At 68.7% G+C, this 19,948-nt stretch carries 19 protein-coding genes; 11 read left to right on the plus strand and 8 right to left on the minus strand.

The window, feature by feature from the left end; all coding sequences use genetic code 11:
• The first annotated feature begins 61 nt into the window (after positions 1-61).
• Entirely contained in the window at positions 62-658 is a 597-nt protein-coding gene (locus Q0653_RS12015) for a hypothetical protein (protein ID WP_298743243.1), read from the plus strand.
• Positions 659-666: 8 nt separating this feature from the next.
• Here Q0653_RS12015 and Q0653_RS12020 read toward each other — a convergent pair whose 3' ends face one another.
• Positions 667-948 carry a helix-turn-helix domain-containing protein gene (locus Q0653_RS12020; protein ID WP_298743241.1) on the minus strand — a complete coding sequence of 94 codons (282 nt, stop codon included), beginning with the start codon at positions 946-948 and terminating at the stop codon, positions 667-669.
• A 99-nt stretch (positions 949-1,047) separates the two neighbouring features.
• Between Q0653_RS12020 and Q0653_RS12025 the strand changes: the two genes are divergently transcribed.
• Genes Q0653_RS12025 through Q0653_RS12035 form a run of 3 tightly spaced genes read left to right on the plus strand, consistent with a single transcriptional unit; the run spans position 1,048 to position 4,455 of the window.
• A complete protein-coding gene (locus Q0653_RS12025) occupies positions 1,048-1,674 on the plus strand; it encodes an SAF domain-containing protein (RefSeq protein ID WP_298944764.1) in 627 nt (208 codons plus the stop codon).
• Entirely contained in the window at positions 1,674-2,936 is a 1,263-nt protein-coding gene (locus Q0653_RS12030; protein WP_298944765.1) for a P-loop NTPase, read from the plus strand. Before Q0653_RS12025 ends, Q0653_RS12030 begins: the two co-directional genes overlap by 1 nt.
• Positions 2,937-2,961: 25 nt before the next feature.
• Positions 2,962-4,455: a PAS domain-containing sensor histidine kinase gene (locus tag Q0653_RS12035; RefSeq protein WP_298944766.1), complete on the plus strand. Its 1,494-nt coding sequence runs from the start codon at positions 2,962-2,964 to the stop codon at positions 4,453-4,455.
• A 47-nt stretch (positions 4,456-4,502) separates the two neighbouring features.
• Here Q0653_RS12035 and Q0653_RS12040 read toward each other — a convergent pair whose 3' ends face one another.
• Positions 4,503-4,751: a WhiB family transcriptional regulator gene (locus Q0653_RS12040; protein WP_121060093.1), complete on the minus strand. Its 249-nt coding sequence runs from the start codon at positions 4,749-4,751 to the stop codon at positions 4,503-4,505.
• Between the two features lie 227 nt (positions 4,752-4,978).
• On the opposite strand from Q0653_RS12040, the gene Q0653_RS12045 reads away from it, so the two are divergent.
• Positions 4,979-5,383, plus strand: coding sequence for a histidine kinase (locus Q0653_RS12045; protein WP_298944767.1), 405 nt, complete (start codon positions 4,979-4,981; stop codon positions 5,381-5,383).
• A gap of 18 nt (positions 5,384-5,401) precedes the next feature.
• Here the strand turns inward: Q0653_RS12045 and bcp are convergent, their stop codons facing one another.
• Genes bcp through aroA form a run of 3 tightly spaced genes read right to left on the minus strand, consistent with a single transcriptional unit; the run spans position 5,402 to position 8,304 of the window.
• The gene (gene bcp, locus Q0653_RS12050; RefSeq protein WP_298743225.1) at positions 5,402-5,869 is read right to left on the minus strand and encodes a thioredoxin-dependent thiol peroxidase; all 468 of its coding nucleotides are present in this window, start codon (positions 5,867-5,869) and stop codon (positions 5,402-5,404) included.
• Between the two features lie 4 nt (positions 5,870-5,873).
• Positions 5,874-6,929: a ribosome small subunit-dependent GTPase A gene (gene rsgA / locus Q0653_RS12055; RefSeq protein ID WP_298944768.1), complete on the minus strand. Its 1,056-nt coding sequence runs from the start codon at positions 6,927-6,929 to the stop codon at positions 5,874-5,876.
• Positions 6,930-6,936: 7 nt separating this feature from the next.
• Positions 6,937-8,304 (minus strand): 3-phosphoshikimate 1-carboxyvinyltransferase, encoded by a 1,368-nt coding sequence (gene aroA / locus Q0653_RS12060; RefSeq protein ID WP_298944769.1) that lies wholly within the window; start codon positions 8,302-8,304, stop codon positions 6,937-6,939.
• Positions 8,305-8,409: 105 nt separating this feature from the next.
• Here aroA and Q0653_RS12065 point away from each other — a divergent pair, with 105 nt between their 5' ends.
• The gene (locus Q0653_RS12065) at positions 8,410-9,036 is read left to right on the plus strand and encodes a sigma-70 family RNA polymerase sigma factor (protein ID WP_298743454.1); all 627 of its coding nucleotides are present in this window, start codon (positions 8,410-8,412) and stop codon (positions 9,034-9,036) included.
• Positions 9,033-9,278, plus strand: a complete 246-nt coding sequence (locus Q0653_RS12070) for a zf-HC2 domain-containing protein (RefSeq protein WP_298743218.1) — start codon at positions 9,033-9,035, stop codon at positions 9,276-9,278. Before Q0653_RS12065 ends, Q0653_RS12070 begins: the two co-directional genes overlap by 4 nt.
• Positions 9,279-9,280: 2 nt before the next feature.
• On the opposite strand, the gene Q0653_RS12075 is transcribed toward Q0653_RS12070, so the two are convergent.
• Both Q0653_RS12075 and Q0653_RS12080 read right to left on the minus strand, forming a co-directional pair.
• Positions 9,281-10,180, minus strand: coding sequence for a diacylglycerol kinase (locus Q0653_RS12075; RefSeq protein ID WP_298944770.1), 900 nt, complete (start codon positions 10,178-10,180; stop codon positions 9,281-9,283).
• A 17-nt stretch (positions 10,181-10,197) separates the two neighbouring features.
• Complete coding sequence (locus Q0653_RS12080) at positions 10,198-13,878, minus strand: multifunctional oxoglutarate decarboxylase/oxoglutarate dehydrogenase thiamine pyrophosphate-binding subunit/dihydrolipoyllysine-residue succinyltransferase subunit (RefSeq protein WP_298944857.1); 3,681 nt, start codon at positions 13,876-13,878, stop codon at positions 10,198-10,200.
• Positions 13,879-14,008: 130 nt separating this feature from the next.
• Here Q0653_RS12080 and Q0653_RS12085 point away from each other — a divergent pair, with 130 nt between their 5' ends.
• The 3 genes from Q0653_RS12085 (at position 14,009) to Q0653_RS12095 (ending at position 17,970) form a co-directional block, all read left to right on the plus strand.
• Positions 14,009-15,466 (plus strand): GuaB1 family IMP dehydrogenase-related protein, encoded by a 1,458-nt coding sequence (locus Q0653_RS12085; RefSeq protein WP_298944771.1) that lies wholly within the window; start codon positions 14,009-14,011, stop codon positions 15,464-15,466.
• A 114-nt stretch (positions 15,467-15,580) separates the two neighbouring features.
• Complete coding sequence (locus Q0653_RS12090; RefSeq protein WP_298944859.1) at positions 15,581-16,906, plus strand: hemolysin family protein; 1,326 nt, start codon at positions 15,581-15,583, stop codon at positions 16,904-16,906.
• Positions 16,903-17,970 (plus strand): hemolysin family protein, encoded by a 1,068-nt coding sequence (locus Q0653_RS12095; protein WP_298743212.1) that lies wholly within the window; start codon positions 16,903-16,905, stop codon positions 17,968-17,970. Before Q0653_RS12090 ends, Q0653_RS12095 begins: the two co-directional genes overlap by 4 nt.
• A 53-nt stretch (positions 17,971-18,023) precedes the next feature.
• Here the strand turns inward: Q0653_RS12095 and Q0653_RS12100 are convergent, their stop codons facing one another.
• A complete protein-coding gene (locus tag Q0653_RS12100) occupies positions 18,024-19,097 on the minus strand; it encodes an NADH:flavin oxidoreductase/NADH oxidase (RefSeq protein WP_298944772.1) in 1,074 nt (357 codons plus the stop codon).
• Between the two features lie 34 nt (positions 19,098-19,131).
• Here Q0653_RS12100 and Q0653_RS12105 point away from each other — a divergent pair, with 34 nt between their 5' ends.
• Positions 19,132-19,941 (plus strand): ADP/ATP-dependent (S)-NAD(P)H-hydrate dehydratase, encoded by an 810-nt coding sequence (locus Q0653_RS12105; RefSeq protein ID WP_298944773.1) that lies wholly within the window; start codon positions 19,132-19,134, stop codon positions 19,939-19,941.
• Positions 19,942-19,948 lie beyond the last annotated feature (7 nt).

A 19,948-nucleotide genomic window follows, 5' to 3' on the forward strand; every position in this document is an offset into this window, starting at 1 on the left:
AGAATCCTCCAACCTGTGGAGAGCCTCGACGTCGCCGTCGGCGATCGCCTAGCCTCTCGACGTGCGCTGGGATCGGTTCTTCGAAGATCTGGAAGATCAGCTCGACTCCGAATGGGAGGCCGAGCGCGCTGCGCTGGACACGGAGGCCGAGCGGTTGCGGCTCTCCCGCATCCCGTTGCGCGAACGAATCGTGGCATTGGCCGCGGCCGGGTCTCAGGTTGCGGTGGAGACGGTCGGGGAACACGCGGTCACCGGGGGAGTGAGCCGGGTCGGGGCGGACTGGTTCGCGCTCGAGACGAGCGCGCGTCGGCCGGTTGTCGCGCTTGTTCCGCTGTGCGCTGTGGTCACCCTCGGCACGGCGGCCGAGGCGGTGCTCTCGAGCGTCCGCGAAGCGGCGCCGGGAACGACGCTCGCGCAGCGGATGACGTTCGGATTCGTGCTGCGCGATGTCGTGCGCCGCCGCATCCCGACGACCGTCCACCTTGCCGACGGACGTGCGCTGGCCGGCACGATCGACCGGGCCGGCGCCGATCATCTCGATCTCGCTCTCCACGAGCCGGGCCTGCCACGCCGGGTCGACAGCGTCCGGGGGTTTCGTCTCATCCCGTTCACCGCCGTCGCGATGGTCCGCCTGGACGCGCCGGCCGACCTGCCCTGAGAGGCGGCTCAGTCGGGGTTTCGGATGCTGCCACGCCCCCAGAGTTCGGGGAAGCTGGCGGCGTTCGATTCGCGCCACAGAGCGATGCGGCGGGCCTCTTCGGCCTGATCGTCGAGATAGGCGTCGACGCTGTCGGCCTCGATCCGCCACCGGCCCGGTGTGCCGACTTTCGCGCCCCGCAGACGGCCGTCCAGGACGAGCGCGACGACCTCGTCGACGGGGAGTTGGAGCATCTCCGCGACTTGGGCGGGCGCGAACAAGCGCGCCCCCGCTTCGGGCGTGTGGGGCATGAGGCCATTATGTGCCGGTCGGGCCTGATGATCGTCGGCCCACGCCGCCCTGTGGATAACGGCCGATGTGGGCGCGCCGGTTCGGCGACGATGGTCGGCATGAGTGAGACCGTCCCTGCCCGCCCCCGCCCGCGGCCATTCTGGTCGGACCTGCGCTTCCTCCTCGGGATCACGCTGATCGTCGCCTGCGTCGCGGGTGTCTGGTTCGTCGTCGCGGCCGCCCGGCAGACCGTTCCGGTGTTCGCGGCATCGCGGACGATCGTGCCGGGAGAAGCCGTCACGTCCGACGACCTGCAGGTCGTCGAGGTCGCACTCGGGCGGATGGAAGACGCCTATGCCTCACCGACGAGCTTCGCACCCGGCTCCGTGGCGATCCGCACCATCACCGCGGGAGAACTCGTGCCGGAGAGCGCGATCGGGGCGGCGGTCGAGGCCCGGACCACCACGGTCGTGGTCACGAGCTCCACGGCCATTCCTGCCGTGGTCGGCGCCGGCACGACGGTTGAGGTGTGGTCGGCGCCGCAGCTCGAGCGCGGCGTCTTCGACACCCCGCGCATCTTGGTGGCCGCGGCCACCGTGGTCTCGGTGGACGACGACGAATCGATGATGGGCAGCGCGGGTGCGGTCGTGGAACTGGTCATCGAGAGAGCGGATGTCGCCGCCACGCTCGCGGCGGTCGCGGCGGGCGCGAGTATGTCGATCGTGCCGACGACGGGTGCCGAGTGATGACCGCCCTGATCGTCGCCGTCGACGGCCGGCGCGGGCGCGCCCTGGCGGAGGACCTCGCGTTCGAGGGGGCGGAGGTTCGCCTCGTCGTCCCGGCCGCGGACCCGGCGACGGCCGTGGCGGATGCGATGGCGGGACCGGAAGCGGCCCAACTGCTGGGGGAACTGTCGCGGGTGGACATGCTCATCGTCTCAGCCGAGCGCTCCGCCCTCACCGCGCAACTCGTCGCGGCCTGCGATCGGTTCGGGGTGCGGATCGTGGCGTTGTGCACGCGTGACGAGCATCGGAGGCTCGCGAGCATGTTCGGCGTTCCGATCGCCGATGAGGAGGCGGATGCGGCATCCCTCCTCCGCGCTCCGGCGAGCGTGCCGGATGCCGTTGCCGCCGAGCGTGGGCGGATCATCGCGGTATGGGGTCCATCCGGTGCTCCCGGGCGGACGACGATCGCCGTCGAGCTTGCCTGCGAGCTGGCCCGAGACGGACGCGCCGTGGCCTTGGTCGATGCCGACTCGCATGCGCCGTCGGTGGCTGTGGCCACTGGCCTCGCGGACGAAGGCCCGGGTTTTGCGGCGGCGTGCCGGCACGCCGAACGGGGCACGCTGACGGTCGCCGAACTCGCACGCATTGCGGTGCCGCTCGGCCCCGTCGAGGTGCTGACCGGGGTTAATCGCCCCGGTCGCTGGCCCGAACTCAGCCGCGACCGGGTGCGTGGCGCGCTCGAGGTTTGTCGCCAGTGGGTGAGCGATGCGGTCGTGGATGTCGCCTCGTCGCTCGAGCGGGATGAGGAGATCGTGAGCGATCTCGACGGTCCGCGCCGCAACGCCGCCACCCTCGCCGTGCTCGCCGAAGCAGATCTGATCGTCGCTGTCGTCGCCGCCGACCCGACGAGTGTGTCGCGCTTCGTGCGCGGCTACGGGGAAATGCGTGCCATCGCCGGCGCGACCCCGGTCCGGGTCGTGGTCAACAAGACGCGCACGGGTGCTCTCGGTATCGATGCCCGAGGACAGGTGCGCCGCACGCTCGAACGGTATGTGGGCGCTGATGACCTCTGGTTCGTCCCGTGGGACGTCAAAGCCGCGGATGCCGCACTCCTCGCCGCGCAGCCCATCGCGCAGGTAGCCGGACGCTCGGCGTTCTCGGCCGCGCTCCGGCGGTTCGTGGGCGAGGCGGTCGACCCTCCGGTCCGCGTGCGCGATGTCCGACAGCCTCGCCGACAGGGACGTGTCTCGACACGGGGGCGTCTGGCGCGGCGCGCGGCCTGAGCGCCGTCGGCCCTAGGCTGGGAGCGTGTCGGCACTCAGCGATCTCGTCTACGCCCAGGGTCTCTCCAGTGAGGCCGATATCGAGTGGTTGCACCGGTTGGCCGGTGACGGACAGCTTCTGGCCGATCTCGCCTTCGCCGACATCGTTGTGTGGGTACCGACCAGCGACGACTCCTTCGTCGCGGTCGCGCACACCCGTCCCGGGGGCGCGGCGACGCTGTTCTACCGTGACATCGTCGGGGATCTCGTCCGCCCGCAGTGGCGCACCCAGGTGCGGGACGCGTTCACACACGCGCGCATCGTCGACTCCGCATCGCCCGACTGGTTCGAGGAGACACCGACGCGCGTGCGGGCTGTTCCGATCGTGCGGGAACGTGCCACGGCCGATCGCCCGCCGACGGTCGTCGGTGTCCTGACCCGCCACACCAATCTGGGTGAAGCGCGTACCCCGTCCCGCCAGCAGATCACCTTCAATGACTGCGCCGACGACCTGTTCGGCATGGTTGCCGCGGCGGATTTTCCCGACCTCACGGCGCCGACGTCTCCTCGACGTGGCGCTCCGCGCGCCTCGGACGGACTGATCCGGCTCGATGTCGACGGAGTGACGACGTTCGCGAGCCCCAACGCGCTGTCGGCCTTCAACCGGCTCGGCTTCGAGGACGAACTCGAGGGGGAATCGCTGCTCGAGATGGCGTCGGCGATCCTGCCCGCCAAGCGGGAGTACGACGAATCGTTGCCGATCGTGATGGCCGGCCGCGCGCCGTGGCGCGCCGATCTCGAGGCGCGGGGAGTCACGGTGTCGCTGCGGACCATTCCGCTCCGCGACCAGGGCGCGCGCATCGGGGCGATCGTGCTCTGCCGCGACGTGACGGAGATCCGCCATCAGGAGCAAGAGCTCATCACGAAAGACGCCACGATCCGTGAGATCCACCACCGCGTCAAGAACAACCTGCAGACGGTCGCATCGCTCCTGCGCATTCAATCCCGCCGCACCCATTCGGAGGATGCCCGTGACGCCCTGACGCAGGCCATGCGCCGGGTTTCGGCGATCGCGGTCGTCCACGACACGCTCTCGGCGGGGCTCGCGCAAGACGTCGATTTCGATGAGGTCTTCAACCAGGTGATGAAGCTCGTGGCCGAAGTCGCGGCATCCCCCAACACGCGCGCACGGACTCTCAAGACCGGCACGTTCGGCACTCTGCCGAGCGAATATGCGACGCCGCTCGCGCTCGCCCTCACGGAGCTGGTTACGAACGCGGTCGAGCATGGCCTCGCCGACAAGGAAGGCGAGGTCGAGATCATTGCCGCGCGCAGTGCCGAGCGCCTGGAAGTGCGGGTCCGCGACAACGGGATCGGACTCCCCGAAGGTCAGGTCGGTCGCGGTCTCGGCACGCAAATCGTCCGCACGCTCATCCAGGGTGAACTCAGCGGCACGATCGACTGGCACACGATCACCGGAAGCGGCACCGAAGTGACCATCGAGATCCCGTTGCGCTACATCGACCGCTCAGCGCACTAAGCAGCTGCCGCCGCTCCGACGGTCGCTATCACGCGAACGGGTGTGAGTTATGACGCGCGGCGCGCGCGGGCAGCGCGGCGCTTCAGAGCGCGGCGCTCGTCCTCAGACAGGCCGCCCCAGACGCCCGAGTCCTGGCCGGTTTCCAGGGCGTACTGCAGGCAGATCTCGGTCACGGTGCATCGCGCGCACACAGACTTCGCCTTTTCGATCTGGTCAACGGCGGGGCCCGTGTTCCCCACCGGGAAGAACAGTTCGGGGTCGACGGTCAGGCAGGCGGATTTGTCGCGCCAATCCATGTGGTGCTCCTTGATGCGGGATTCGAAGTCAGAGAGGGGTACGACGCGATGCGTCGATTACTCTGGTGGTGTGCGAGCTGGAACGCCCGCCCCACTTCGCTGTGGGAGCACACGGCTTCAACAATCGTCCCACGCACATCGAAATGAATCAAGAGTGAACACGGTACTTCCTGGGGGAGTTGCTGTGTCTTTGCTCCACCGAACCCGTGACAGTGAGGGGAAAGCCCGTGCCGATATCGGCTGCCGAACGTCTTGCGTCGGTGTTGGTCGGCCTCGAAGGCGTGGCGCTCCTTGCCCTCGCGGGCTGGCAGATCGTCGCCCTGTCTGCCGGTGACACCGAGTCGGTGACGAGCGCGGTCGCGCTGCTCGTCCTCACCGTCGTGGGCGCTGCTGCCGTCCTCGCTTTCGCGATCGGTATCGCTCGCGCTCACTCCTGGGGTCGATCCGGCGGCGTCGTGACGCAGTTGCTGCTGCTCGCCGTCGCGGCGGGCGCACTGACCGGTGGGGATGCGCAACCGGCGACGGCGGCTCTCCTGGCGCTTCCGGGCGTCGCCACGCTCGCGACGCTGATCACCGCGGCACGCCGCGCCGGAGCCCGACAGGCGCCCCCGGAGAGCCTCCGCGGGAGATGAACGCCGCCGTCAGGTCGGTCACTCAGCGCCGAGCAGGCTCCGCACCCGGGCGACGTGACCGGTGGCTTTGACGTTGTAGAGCGCGTGTTCGAGGCGTCCGTCGCCGCCGACGACGAAGGTCGATCGGATGACGCCTTCGACGACCTTGCCGTAGTTCATCTTCTCGCCCCACGCGCCGTACGCCTCATGGACAGTATGGTCGGGGTCGCTGAGTAGCGCGTACGGCAGCGCGTCGCGCTCGCGGAACTCTCGCAGCGTCGCCGGGTTGTCGCGAGACACACCGAACACCGTGTAGCCGGCCGCCTGCAACGGCACGACACTGTCCCGGAAGTCGCAGGCCTCCGTCGTACATCCGGGCGTCATGGCGGCCGGATAGAAGAAGAGAATGACGCCGGTACCCCGGAGGCTCGACAAAGTGATGTCGGTGCCGTCCTGATCGGGCAGCGTGAAGTCGGGGGCGAGGGTACCGGGTGCAAGGCGAGACATGCGCTCAGCCTACGCGGGGACCCCCGCTGAACGTCGCCAGCAGGCGCTGCAAGGAATCGAGCCGGGCCGGCCCGCGGTCGCCGAGCCGTCCCGCCGCTACCGCTTCGGCAATGGCGCAATCCGGGGCGTCGCGCAGGTGCGTGCAGCCGCGGGGACATTCTTCGCCGACGAGGGCGAGGTCGGTGAAGGCTGCGAGGATGCTCGCGGGATCGACGTGTCCGAGCCCGAACGAACGCACTCCGGGCGTATCGATGACCCACCCGCGTCCGTCGTCGCTCTGGTAGCGGAGCGACACGGTCGAACTCGACGTGTGCCGTCCGCGACCGGTGACCTCGTTGACGTGTCCCGTCGCCCGCAGGGCGCTCGGCACGAGCGCGTTGACGAGCGTCGACTTTCCCACCCCGGAGTGGCCGACGAACACCGTCGAGTGGCCGATGAGGCGTTTGCCGATGGCCTCCAAGGGCATGCCGTCCTGCCTGCTCAGGAAGATCTCGAGCGTGTCGAGACCCTCGAAGTGTCCGAGGAAGGATGTCGGGTCGGCGAGATCGGTCTTGGTGACGACCAGCAGGGGGTGGATGCCGGCATCCAACGCGGCGATCAGATACCGATCGACCAGGCGGGGGCGCGGCTCGGGGTCGGCGGCGGCGACCACGATGAGCATCTGGTCGGCGTTGGCGACGATGATGCGCTCGACCTGGTCGGTGTCGTCGGCACTGCGGCGCAGGAGCGAGGTGCGCTCCTGAATGCCGACGATCCGTGCCAGCGTGCCGTCGTCGCCGGTGGAGTCGCCGACGACACGGGCGCGGTCGCCCGTGACGATGGGTTGCTTGCGGAGCTCACGCGCCCGAGTGGCCAGCGCGACGTGCTCGTTCGCGCCGTCCTCGTCGACGAGCACCGTGTAGCGCCCCCGGTCCACTCCCACGACGCGGGCGATCTGCGCATCGGCGTGCGCGGGTCGTCTCTTGGTCCGCGGCCGATTGGCTTTGGGATTCGGCCGCATCCGGATGTCGGCCTCATCGAACTCGTTATCGTCGTCGTCGGGGGAGTCCAGCCAGCTCATCGGGTGCTCAGTTACTCGCGGTAAGGAGCCGCTGCCACAGCTGCGGGAACTCGGGCATGGTCTTCGCGGTCGTCCCGATGTCGTCGACCTCCACCCCCGGCACGCGGAGGCCGATGATCGCGCCCGCCGTCGCGATGCGGTGGTCGTGGTGCGCCTGCCACACGCCGCCGTGCAGAGGGCGTGGAACCACACGGATACCGTCGGGAAGTTCCTCGGCCTCGCCGCCGAGTGCGCGCAGATTCGCGACGAGTGCGGCGATGCGGTCGGTTTCGTGACCGCGGATGTGTCCGATGCCGTGCAAGGTCGTCGGCGCATCGGCGAATGCCGCGAGCGCGAACAGCGTCGGGGTCAGCTCGCTCGCGGCGGTGAGATCGAGGTCGACCCCGGCGATGCGGCCGGTCCCGGCGACGCTGAGCGCGCCTCCTCGGCGCGAGGTTCGTGCCCCCAGCAGCGACAGGATCTCCGGCAGCAGTGCCCCGGGTTGCGTCGAGGTCGCCGGCCACCCCGGAACCGTGACGACGCCACCGGAGACGAGAGCGGCGGCGAGGAACGGTGCCGCGTTGGACAGGTCGGGTTCGATCGCCGCATCCCGCCCGCGCGGCGTGCCCGCCGGAACCACCCACTCGTGTGCCGACGGACGTTCGACCTGCACGCCGCGGCGCGCGAGGGTCTCGACGGTCATATCGATGTGCGGGAGGGAAGGGAGGCGTTCACCGGAGTGGATGAGGTGCAAGCCGACGTCGAAACGAGGTGCGGCCAGCAGGAGGCCGGAGACGAATTGGCTCGAGCTGCTCGCGTCGATCGTGACTTCACCGCCGCGGATGTGCCCGCGACCCCGCACGGTGAACGGAAGCGACCACGAGCCGCCGTCGTCGATGTCGGCGCCGATCTCACGCAACGCCTTGATCATGGTGCCCATCGGACGGTGGAGGGCCGTGTGATGGGCGGTGATGGTGACGTCGCCGGTCGCGAGTCCCGCGATCGGGGCGATGAACCGCATGACGGTTCCGGCTTGACCGCAGTCGATCACCGTGTGTCCACGGAACTGCGCGGGTGGGGTGACCTGCAGGTCGGGGCCGAACTGCCCGCTTCCCGGGATCTCCTCGATCTCGACGCCCAGCACGCGCAGCGCATCGATCATGCGCGCCGAGTCATCCGAGTGCAGCGGCGCCGACAGGGTGCTGGGACCGTCCGCGATCGCGGCCAAGACCAGCTTGCGGTTCGTGAGTGACTTCGATCCGGGGACCGCGATGGTCGCCTCCAGCGGGCCAGGTGCGACGGGTGCCGGCCAGCGCCGGTCCGCGCCCGTGAGCCCTCCCGCGAGCAGCGGTTCGAGGGCTTCGGAGGAGTCTGGGGAATACCCGGGTGCGGTCATCGGGTTCTACCCTAACGAACCCCTCCGACCTTGCCCGAAAGGACCCGCGTGACGACGACACTGACACCGGTGCTCGAGCAGCCCTCGGACGTAGACTGGCGCGTGATGGAAGAGCAGGCGGCAACAGACCCGCAGACCCAGCCGGATTCGCAGACACCGGATCCCCGCGCCCAGTTCGAGCAGCAAGCGTTGCCGTTCATGGACCAGTTGTACGCCGCGGGCATGCGGATGACGCGCAACCCCGCGGATGCGGCAGATCTCGTCCAGGAGACCTTCGTGAAGGCCTTCGCGTCGTGGTCCTCGTTCACGCAGGGCACGAACCTCAAAGCGTGGCTGTACCGCATCCTCACGAACACGTACATCAACACCTACCGGAAAAAGCAGCGCGAGCCCTACCAGGGCACGATCGACGAACTCGAGGACTGGCAGCTCGGCGGGGCCGAGTCGACGACGGCCACGAGCTCGCGCTCGGCCGAAGCCGAAGCGATCGACCACATGCCCGCATCCGTCGTGAAGGATGCGCTGCAGTCGATTCCGGAAGACTTCCGCCTGGCGGTGTATCTCGCCGACGTCGAAGGGTTCGCGTATCAAGAGATCGCGGACATCATGAAAACCCCGATCGGCACGGTCATGAGCCGCCTGCACCGCGGCAGGCGCATGCTCCGTGATCTGCTGGCCGACTATGCACGAGAGCGCGGCATCGATGTGCCCGCCACGAGGAGCGCGACATGAGTGACTGCGGCTGCGACAAAGCACGCAAAGACCTGGAAGAGTACCTGCGGCACGAAGTCTGCAAGACGCAGCACTCCGATATCACCGAACACCTCGACAACTGTCCGGCGTGCCGCGATGAGGCCCTGGTGGCGACGACGCTCACCGCAGTGATCGCGCGTGCGTGCAAGGAAACCGCGCCCGAAGAGTTGCGCGATCAGGTTCTCTCGCGTCTTCGGAGCGAGCAGGCCACGCACCACTGACGCTACGCGGTGAAGACGCGGAGCGCGCTCGGTGCCACATCGATCGACAGCGGAAGCGGGCCCAGCGGGTCGCCGTCCGCGTAGGCAGTCACGCCCGGTGAGGACAACTGCGCCGCGCGGACACGGAACGTCGACACCTGCGCAATCGACGTGTGCGTCCCCCGATACACACGGGGGAGCAGGCGCAGAAGCCGGAGCCTGCCGGCGGGACGGACGAGCGTCACGTCGAGGAGTCCGTCCTCGAGGTCAGCGTCCGGGCAGATCGGGATGCCACCGCCGTAGGTGCGACCGTTGCCGACAGTCGCCATGACATGGTCGCCGGACACGCGTTCGGTGACACCGCTGTCGAGGTCCAGTTCCACCTCGAACGGAATGCCGCGCAGACGCACGAACTCCGCGAGGATCGCGATGGTGTAGCGCAGGTGCCCGCGCGGCCAGGTCATGCGGTTCGCGCGATCGTTGACCTTCGAGTCGAAACCGCTCGCCAGCACCGTGCCGTAGAGCACGGTCGATCCGTCGGGTCGGGTGACCCGAGCCAGATCGATCGTGCGGGTCCGTCCGGAGATGACGGCATCCGCCGCGGCGTCGGCATCGAGGTCGCGGATGCCGAGAGACGTCGCCAGATCATTGCCGGTCCCGGTCGGAACGATCCCGAGCGGCACCGCGCTCCCGGCCAGCTCCTGGATCGCCAGCGAAACCGTGCCGTCGCCGCCGGCGACCATGACGGCATCCACCCCCACCTCCAGCGCCGCTCGCAGGAGAGCGGAAGATTCCGCCGCGCTCCCGCCGGAGATGATGCTGACGCGGATGCCGGCCGCGCGGAGACGCTCGGCGGCGCGCATTGCCGAGCCCGTGTGCGCACCCGCGCGGGCAGCCGGGTTGGTGAGAAGCGCGACGTCCATGTCGTCCGGCGGTGCGGTCAGACGGTGAGCGCAGCTTCCAGGATGGCCGCCTGCTCGCGCGCGTGCACCTTGGGCGATCCCGTCGCAGTGGATGCCGCCGCCGCCCGTGAGACGCAGCGGATGGTCCGTCCGTGGAGGTGCTTCACGACCTCGAGAGCCACGAACGGCCACGCACCCTGGTTCTCGGGCTCGTCTTGGACCCAGACCAGCTCGGCGTTCGGGTAGCTGTCGATGATCGCATTGAGCTGTTCGACCGGTGCCGGGTACAGCTGCTCCAGCCGGACGAGGGCGACCTGAGGATTCGGCTTCTTCTCGAGCTCCGCCGTGAGGTCCCAGTGGATCTTGCCCGAGTGCAGGAGCACGCGCGTGACGGCGGACGCATCGAGCCCGCGGGAGTCGTTCAACACGGGCTCGAAGCGGCCCGTGGCGAAGTCCTCGACGCTGCTCGTCGCACCGCGCAAGCGGAGCATCGCCTTCGGTGTGAAGACGATCAGCGGACGGCGGGGCCGCGCGTACGCCTGACGACGGAGGAGGTGGAAATACGACGCCGGCGTCGACGGGCGAGCGACCGTCATGTTGTCCTGCGCGCACATCTGCAGGTAGCGCTCGATGCGCGCCGACGAGTGGTCCGGGCCCTGGCCCTCATATCCGTGCGGCAGGAGGAGCACGACACCGGATTGCTGGCCCCACTTCTGCTCGGCGGCCGAGATGTACTCGTCGACGACGGACTGGGCGCCGTTGGCGAAGTCACCGAACTGGGCCTCCCACAGGGTGAGGGTGTCGGGGCGCTCGACGGAGTAGCCGTACTCGAAGCCCATGGCCGCGTACTCGCTCAGCAGCGAGTCGTAGACATAGATGCGGCCCTGATTCTCACCGAGGTTGGCCAGCGGAAGCCACTCTTGGCCGTTTGCGCGATCGTGCAACACCGCGTGACGCTGGACGAACGTACCGCGGCGGGCATCTTGACCCGCGAGGCGCACATTCGTGCCTTCCATGAGGAGCGAGCCGAAGGCGAGCAGTTCGCCGAAGGCCCAATCGACGTTGCCGTTGCGACTCATGTCGCTGCGCTTGTCGAGCAGCTGCTGAAGCTTCGTGTGAACCGTGAAGCCCTCCGGCTTGTTGACGAAGGCGTCGCCGATCTGACGGACCACATCCGCTCCCACGCCGGTGCTTTCCGGCTCGCCGACGGGGACGTCGATCGGACCCGTCATGGGGGAGACGATGCCGGTGGCACCGGTCTCTGCCGCGTGCGTTTCGGCGAAGGCGATCTCGAGGCGATTCTGGAAGTCCTGCTTCGCGTTCTCGTATTCCTCTTCGGTGATATCACCGCGGCCGACGAGAGACTCGGTGTACAGGCGCCGGACCGAACGCTTGGCCTCGATGAGATTCGTCATGAGGGGCTGCGTCATCGAGGGGTCATCGCCCTCGTTGTGACCGCGGCGGCGGTAGCAGACGAGATCAACGATGACGTCGCGGTGGAAGTCCTGGCGGTACCGGAAAGCGAGTTCGGCGACGCGCGCCACGGCCTCCGGGTCATCGCCGTTGACGTGGAAAATCGGAGCTTGGATCGTCTTGGCGACATCCGTGGCATAGATCGACGTGCGACCGTCCTGGGGGAGTGTCGTGAAACCGACCTGATTGTTGACGATCACGTGCACCGTGCCGCCCGTGCGGTAGCCGCGCAACTGCGACATCTGCAGCGTCTCGACCACGACGCCCTGACCGGCGAACGCCGCGTCGCCGTGGACGAGGATCGGCAGCCACGAGAACGAACCGATCGGCATCCGATCCTGCTTCGCGCGGACGATGCCTTCCAGCACCCCGTCGACGGTCTCGAGGTGGGACGGGTTCGCAGCGAGGTAGATCGGGAGTTCGTGGCCGGCATCCGAGACGAACGTGCCCTCGGTACCCAGGTGGTACTTGACGTCGCCGGATCCGCTCTTGGAGCCGATCGCGACCGACCCCTCGAACTCGCGGAAGATCTGGCTGTAAGTCTTGCCGGCGATGTTGGTGAGCACGTTCAAGCGCCCACGGTGGGCCATGCCGATCGCGGCGCCGTCGAGCTGCGCACCGGCCGCGCCCTGGAGGATCTCGTCGAGGAGCGGGATGAGAGATTCGCCGCCCTCCAGGCTGAAGCGCTTCTGGCCGACGTACTTGGTCTGCAGGAACGTCTCGAACGCTTCGGCCTGGTTGAGCTTGTCGAGGATGCGGAGCTGTTCGTCGTGCCCGGGCTTCTGGTACTTGACCTCGACGTTGGCCTGGAACCAGGCGCGCTGGGCCGGGTCCTGGATGTGCATGTACTCGATGCCGATCGTGCGGCAGTACGAGTCGCGCAGCACCCCGAGGATCTCGCGCAGCTTCATCAGCCGCTTGCCGCCGAATCCGCCCGTCACGAACTCGCGGTCGAGATCCCAGAACGTCAGTCCGTGGTTCTCGATCTCGAGATCGGGGTGCGTCCGCTGCATGTACTCGAGCGGGTCGATGTCGGCCATCAGGTGGCCTCGCACGCGGAACGAGTTGATGAGCTCCTGGACCCGCGCGGTCTTGTCGACGCGCTCGGCGATGTCGACGTTGATGTCGCCTGCCCAGCGGATCGGCGCGTAGGGGATGCGGAGCGCGGCGAAGATGCCCTCGTAGAAGCCGCGGCCTCCGGTGAGGAGTTCGTGGACGATCTTGAGGAACTCGCCCGAGCCGGCACCCTGGATGACCCGGTGGTCGTAGGTGCTGGTGAGCGTGATGGTCTTTCCGATACCGAGCTCCACGAGCGTCTTCTCGCTCGAGCCCTGGAACTCGGCCGGGTACTCGAGGGCGCCGGCGCCGACGATGCAGCCCTGCCCCTTCATGAGACGGGGGACCGAGTGCACCGTGCCGATGCCGCCCGGGTTCGTCAGCGAGATCGTGGTTCCCTGGAAATCGGCGCCCGTCAGCTTGTTGCCCCGGGCGCGCGCGACGAGGTCTTCGTACGACGACAGGAACTCGCTGAACGAGAGCGACTCCGCACGCTTGATGCTGGGCACCATGAGCGCGCGCGATCCGTCCGGCTTGGGGAGATCGATCGCGATGCCGAGGTTGATGTGCGCCGGAGCGACGACGGACGGCTTGCCGTCGATCTCGGCGTAGGACACGTTCTGGCTGGGGAACGCCTTGAGCGCTTGGATCAGGGCCCATCCGATGAGGTGCGTGAAGCTGACCTTGCCGCCGCGGGTGCGCCCCATGTGGTTGTTGATCACGATGCGGTTGTCGATCATGAGCTTGGCCGGGACCGTGCGCACACTCGTCGCCGTCGGAACCGTCAGCGACTCGTCCATGTTCGCGGCGAGCGTCTTGGGCATGCCGCGCAGCGGAGTGACGACGTCATCGTCGGCGTCGCGCGCCGCAGTGGGCTCTACGGTCGGCGCCTGCGCGGGCACAGGCTGCGGCGAGGCGGGACGTGCCGTGGTGCGGGCCACCGGCGGCGCACCGATCACGGGGATGGGTGTGGTCACCGGGCGCGGTTCCGTGGCGGCGGGCGATGCGGGGGCTGCCGAGGCCGGGGCCGATTCGCCTTCTGGCTGATACGCCTCGAGAACAGGCCACCACGCCTTGTCGACCGAGTTGCGGTCCTGGGTGAACTGGTCGTACATGTCGGCGACGAGCCACTCGTTGGCCCCGAATTCGCCCTCGCTGGAAGTTCCCACGCCGGTCACCTGACTGGACACGGTTGCGCCTGCTTTCATCGATGAAGTTCAGATCGTGCGGAACCGTTGCCAGCCCTCGCGCACACAGCTATCAAGGTTAGCCCAGGAATCCGGCCGCTACCTCGGTTCGAACCCCGAGTACCGTGGACATATGCAGTTCTCCGGCTCGCAACCCACCGTCGACCTGACCTACTCGGACGTCTTCCTCGTCCCCCGACGGTCGGAGGTCACCAGCCGTCTCGACGTCGACCTGTCCCCGAGGGACGGCACGACAGCGACGATTCCGCTGGTGGCCAGCAACATGAACTCCGTCACCGGTCCGCGGCTGGCCGCCGCGCTCGCCCGCCGCGGCGGACTCGCCGTGCTCCCTCAGGACATGCCCCTGCAGGAGATCGACGCGGCGATCCGCTGGGTGAAGGAGCAGCCGGCGCAGTGGGACACCCCGATCGTGCTGGGCCCGGAAGCGACCGTCGCCGAGGCGGCCACGCTCCTTCCGGCCACGGAAGGTCACGGCATCGTCGTCGCCACCGCCCGGGACGCGAGAATCCACGTCGATGACATTCTCGGGATCGTGGCGGCGACCCGACTGGCTACGGCGCTCCCGGACGCACGGCTGGGCGACATCGTGCGCGGACGGACGGCATCCATCGATGCGGACGACGTCGATGACGCGCGGCACGCGTTCGACCTCATCGTCGCCGCGGAGGCCGAAACTGTGTGCGTCCTGCATCACGGTTTCCTGGTGGGTACCCTCTCGCGTCGCACCGCGCTGCGCTCGACTCTGTACCAACCGGCCGTGGATGCGAACGGGCGACTGATCGTTGCCGCGGCCGTCGGGATCAACGGCGATGTCGCCGCCAAAGCCCGCGCGCTCGCCTCGGCCGGGGTCGATGTGCTCGTCGTCGACACCGCTCACGGACATCAAGAGGGGATGCTGCGGGCGCTCCGCACGGTCGCCGACCTCGACCTCGGCATTCCGATCGCGGCGGGAAACATCGTCACTGCCGAGGGTGCGCAGGACCTCGTCGGCGCCGGCGCGACGATCCTGAAGGTCGGGGTCGGCCCGGGTGCGATGTGCACGACTCGCATGATGACCGCGGTCGGTCGCCCCCAGTTCTCCGCCGTGCGGGAGACCGCGCAGGCCGCCGCAGAACTCGGCGCGCACGTCTGGGCCGACGGTGGCATCCGCTACCCCCGTGATGTGGCGTTGGCCCTCGCGGCGGGTGCCGCATCCGTCATGATCGGCTCATGGTTCGCCGGCACGATCGAAGCGCCCGGAAACCTGCAGACCGACCCGGAGGGTCGCGTGTACAAAGAGTCGTGGGGCATGGCGTCGACCAAGGCCGTGCTCGGCCGTTTCGGCCGCCTCGACCCCTACGAGCGCGCGCGCAAGGAATTGTTCGCGGAGGGGATCTCGTCGTCGAAGATCTATCTCGACCCGTTGCGGCCGTCGGTGGAGGACTTGCTCGACATGATCACGTCCGGTGTGCGTTCCTCGTTCACGTACGCGGGAGCGGCGACGGTGGCCGAATTCCACGAGCGTGCGACCGTCGGCCTGCAGTCGGCCGCCGGATACGAAGAGGGCAAAGCGCTTCCGGTCAGCTGGTAGCACGGAGCGACGAAGGTCGCACGCGTGCCGTAGAATTGTCGGCATAATGGACGACCCTCCCAGTAGACGCTCGCCCCACCGACCCTTCCCCTGCACGATCGGGGGTGATGCGTGATGGATTACGTCATGTTGGGCGTGGGGCTGCTCTTGACAATCGGCACCGGTCTCTTCGTCGCCAGTGAGTTCGCCCTGGTGAATCTCGACCGTGCCGACCTCGAAGCTCGCAGGAATGCCGGTGAATCGCGTCTGTCGATGACGATCTCGGCGCTGCGGATCACCTCGACGCACCTCTCGAGCGCGCAGTTGGGCATCACGCTCACGACGCTTCTCACCGGGTACACGATGGAGCCGGCGATCTCGAACCTGCTCCGTCCCGTCCTCACCGGATGGGGTGTACCGGAGGGGGCGGTGAGCCCGATCTCCACCGTCGTCGCGATCACCGTCGCCACGATCTTCTCGATGATCCTCGGTGAGCTCGTGCCGAAGAATCTGGCGCTGGCGGTGCCGCGACAGACCGCGAAGGTCGTCATGCCGTTCCAGGTGGCCTTCACGACGGTGTTCAAGCCGGCCATCGTCGTCCTCAACGGCAGCGCGAACGGCGTGCTGCGCAGCATGGGCGTCGAGCCCAAGGAGGAACTCTCCGGCGCCCGCACCGCGGAAGAACTGTCGAGCCTCGTGCGTCGCTCGGCCAGCGCCGGTGTGCTGGAGGAAGACACGGCATCTCTGCTGGACCGGACGCTCACTTTCGCACGCTTGACGACGGCGGACGTGATGACGCCGCGTCCGAGCGTGCATGCGATCGCCGCCGGCGACAGCGTGGAGGACGTCATCCAACTCGCCCGCCGTACCGGACACAGCAGGTTCCCCGTCTACGACGACTCGATGGATGACATCACCGGGATCGTCCACCTGAAGCAGGCCATCAGCGTGCCGCGTGACCGCCGCGCGGACGTGCCGGCAGCCGCGATCGCCGAAGAGCCCCTCCGTGTCCCCGAAGCCGTGCACCTCGATGCGGTCATGTCCGAGCTTCGCGCCCGCGGCTACCAGATGGCGATCGTCGTCGACGAGTACGGCGGCACCGCCGGTGTCGTCACGCTGGAAGACCTCGTCGAGGAGATCGTCGGGGAAGTGCTCGATGAGCACGACCGCAACCGTGCCGGCATCGTCCGTACCGCGGACGGCGTCGTCTTCCCCGGCGACCTGCGCCCGGACGAGCTGCGTGATCGCACCGGCATCCGTGTTCCGGAGGGTGACGTCTACGACACGGTCGGCGGATACGTCATGTCGACGCTCGAGCGCATTCCGCTCGTCGGCGATGCCATCGAGATCGAGGACGGCACGCTCACCGTGCAACGGCTCGACGGGCGTCGCGTGGATCGTGTGAGGTTCGTGGCTGCCGCACTGCCGGACGGCGCCGATGACGAGGGGGGTGTGCGATGAGCGACTGGGCAGGAATTGCGTGGCTCGTCGTGCTGCTGGTCTTCAACGCGTTCTTCGTCGGCGCCGAGTTCGCGGTGATCTCCGCGCGTCGGTCCCAGATCGAGCCGCTCGTGGAGAGGGGATCCCGCGGAGCGAAGACGGCGCTCTGGGCGATGGAGCATGCGACGCTCATGCTGGCTACGTGTCAGCTGGGCATCACGATCTGCTCGCTGCTGATCCTGAACGTCTCCGAGCCGGCGATCCATCACCTGCTGGAGGGTCCGCTGGGTCTCACCGGCTGGAGCGAACCTGTGATCGGTGGCGTCGCGTTCGCGATCGCCCTGGTGCTCGTCTCGTACCTCCACGTCGTGTTCGGCGAGATGATTCCCAAAAACCTCGCGTTCTCGATGCCGGACCGCGCGGTGTTGCTGCTGGCGACCCCGCTGATGTGGGTGTCGAAGCTGTTCCACCCCGTGATCGCTGTCCTGAACTGGGTGGCCAACCACATCGTGCGCGCCGTGGGTGTGGAGCCGAAGGATGAGGCGGCCTCGACCTTCACGCTCGACGAGGTCGCCACGATCGTGAACCAGTCCCGCATCGAGGGAGTCCTCAACGACGCCTCCGGCGCTGTCGCGGCCGCGGTCGAGTTCACCGACAAGAAGGCCCGCGATATCGCGGTGCCGCTGTCGGACCTGGTGACGCTGCCGGAGAGCACGACGCCGGACGACGTCGAGCGAGCCGTCGCCAAACACGGTTTCTCACGCTATGTGATCGTGGATGCCGAAGGCGCCCCCGTGGGGTACGTGCACCTGAAGGACATCCTCCGCGACGCCGAGCGGCCCGATGGCGCCCAGCGCGCGAACGCCCCCATCAAGCCCAAGCGCATCCACCACATGGTGCCCGTGGGCGAGCAGACCGATCTCGAAGATGCGCTCGCGCTCATGCGGCGCTCCAGCCGGCACCTCGCTCAGGTGCGCGGAGCGGACGGCTCGGTCACCGCCGTGTTGTTCCTCGAGGACATCATCGAGGAGCTCGTGGGCGAGGTCCACGATGCGACGCGTCGCGGACACCATTTCGGAAGATAGGTGACGCGATCTGCCCGGCCGCCACCGCAGACCGGGCAGATCGCGCCCCGCGCTCAGGCGTGTGGGCGGGCCCGCACGTACTGCGGCGGCCAGGGGGCGGCCGCAGGCTCGCCGAGCTCGGTCGCAGCACGCAACGCGAAGTGCGGATCGCGGAGCCATTCCCGGCCCGCCAAGATGATGTCGGCGTCGCCCGCCGCGAGGATCGCTTCGGCCTGCGGGCCGGAGGTGATCTCGCCCACGGCGCTCACCGGAAGACCCGTCGCGCGGCGAACCTCGGCGGCGAGTGCGACCTGGTAACCCGGTCCGGTCGTGATGCTCTGGTGGGCCACCAGCCCGCCGGAGGAGATGTCGAAGAAATCGGCGCCGCGCGCCGCGGCCCAGGTGGCGACGGTCGCCGTCTGAGCGCTGTCCCAGCCGCCCTCAGCCCAATCGGTGCCGGAGAAGCGGACGAGAATCGCGGCATCCGGAGCGGCAGCACGGACCACATCGACGACCCGCAGCAGGAGACGCGCGCGGTTTTCGAGGGTCCCACCATAGGTATCGGTGCGCTGGTTCGACAAGGGGGAGAGGAACTGGTGCAGCAGGTAGCCGTGCGCCGCGTGGAGTTCGAGGATCTCGAACCCGGCGGCGACGGAGCGGGTCGCCGCGTCGCCGAATGCGGCGATGATCCGCTCGATCCCCGCCTCGTCGAGCGCGCTCGGCTCGGCGTACCCCTCGAACGCGATCGCGGACGGAGCGAGCGTCGACCATCCGCCCTCGGCGACCGGGACCGATCCCCGTCCACCGGCGAACGGCGACCACGTCGAGGCCTTCCGTCCCGCGTGGGCGAGTTGGATGCCGGGGATCGCGCCGCGCGCACGGATCGCCGCGACGATCGGGACCCAGGCATCCCGCTGGGCATCGGTCCAGATCCCGACATCTTCGGGAGAGATCCGGCCCTCGGCGACCACCGCGGTGGCCTCCGCGATGACGGCGCCGGCGCCGCCTGCGGCGAACTGCGCGAGGTGCACGTGATGCCAGTCGTTCGGAACGCCGTCGATCGCGGAGTACTGACACATCGGCGCGACCCACAGGCGGTTTCGGACCGTGCGCCCGGCCAGGTCGTAGGGGCTCAGCAGCAGGCTCATCGTGTGCTCCGGTTCGGATCGCTAGGGTGGCGCCATGACTGTGGACACCGAGTGGACGCCGGCGGATGTCGCCGTGCTCCTGCGTGAACCAACCGACGACGACGACAAGTATTCCCGAGGGGTCGTGGGGCTCCGCACCGGATCGGCGCGGTACCCGGGGGCCGCGGTCCTGGGAGTCGAGGCGGCCTGGCGGGCCGGCGCGGGCATGGTCCGCTATCTCGGCCCGGCCCGGGATCTCGTGCTCGCGCGCCGTCCCGAGACCGTGACGGCGGACGGTCGCGTCCAGGCATGGGTGATCGGTTCGGGGACCGATGCCGTGCAGCGCGGTGCGGAGGAGACGGCGGCCCTGCATGCCGTACTCGCCGGGGACGTTCCCGTCGTCGTGGATGCCGGCGCGCTCGATCTCGCCATCGCCGCTACGGCGCCGCTCGTGCTCACTCCCCATGATCGCGAACACGCGGCGCTGCGCACCCAGATCGGCCTGGCCGACATCCCCGATCGCCGCGCGGCGGCGCGGGATACGGCCGCGCACCTGGATGCTGTCGTGCTGCTGAAGGGAGCGACCACGATCATCACCGCACCGGACGGCGCACAGCGCACCGTGACGACCGGGGTCCCGTGGCTGTCGACCGCCGGGACCGGTGATGTGCTGGCGGGGATCCTCGGGACCCTCCTGGCCGGCGGCGACGATCCGTTCGCGTGTGCGGCCAGCGCCGCGTGGGTGCACGGTCGCGCCGGCGCCGCCGCATCGGCGGCGCACGCGGGAGGTCCGCTCGTGGCGGTGGAGGTCGCCGAAGCCGTGGCATCCGTCATCGGGGGAGTGCTCGCCGCCCGTCGGGCGTGAGTGACGC

The sequence above is a fragment of the uncultured Microbacterium sp. genome, from assembly GCF_947488465.1.
Lineage (GTDB): Bacteria > Actinomycetota > Actinomycetes > Actinomycetales > Microbacteriaceae > Microbacterium.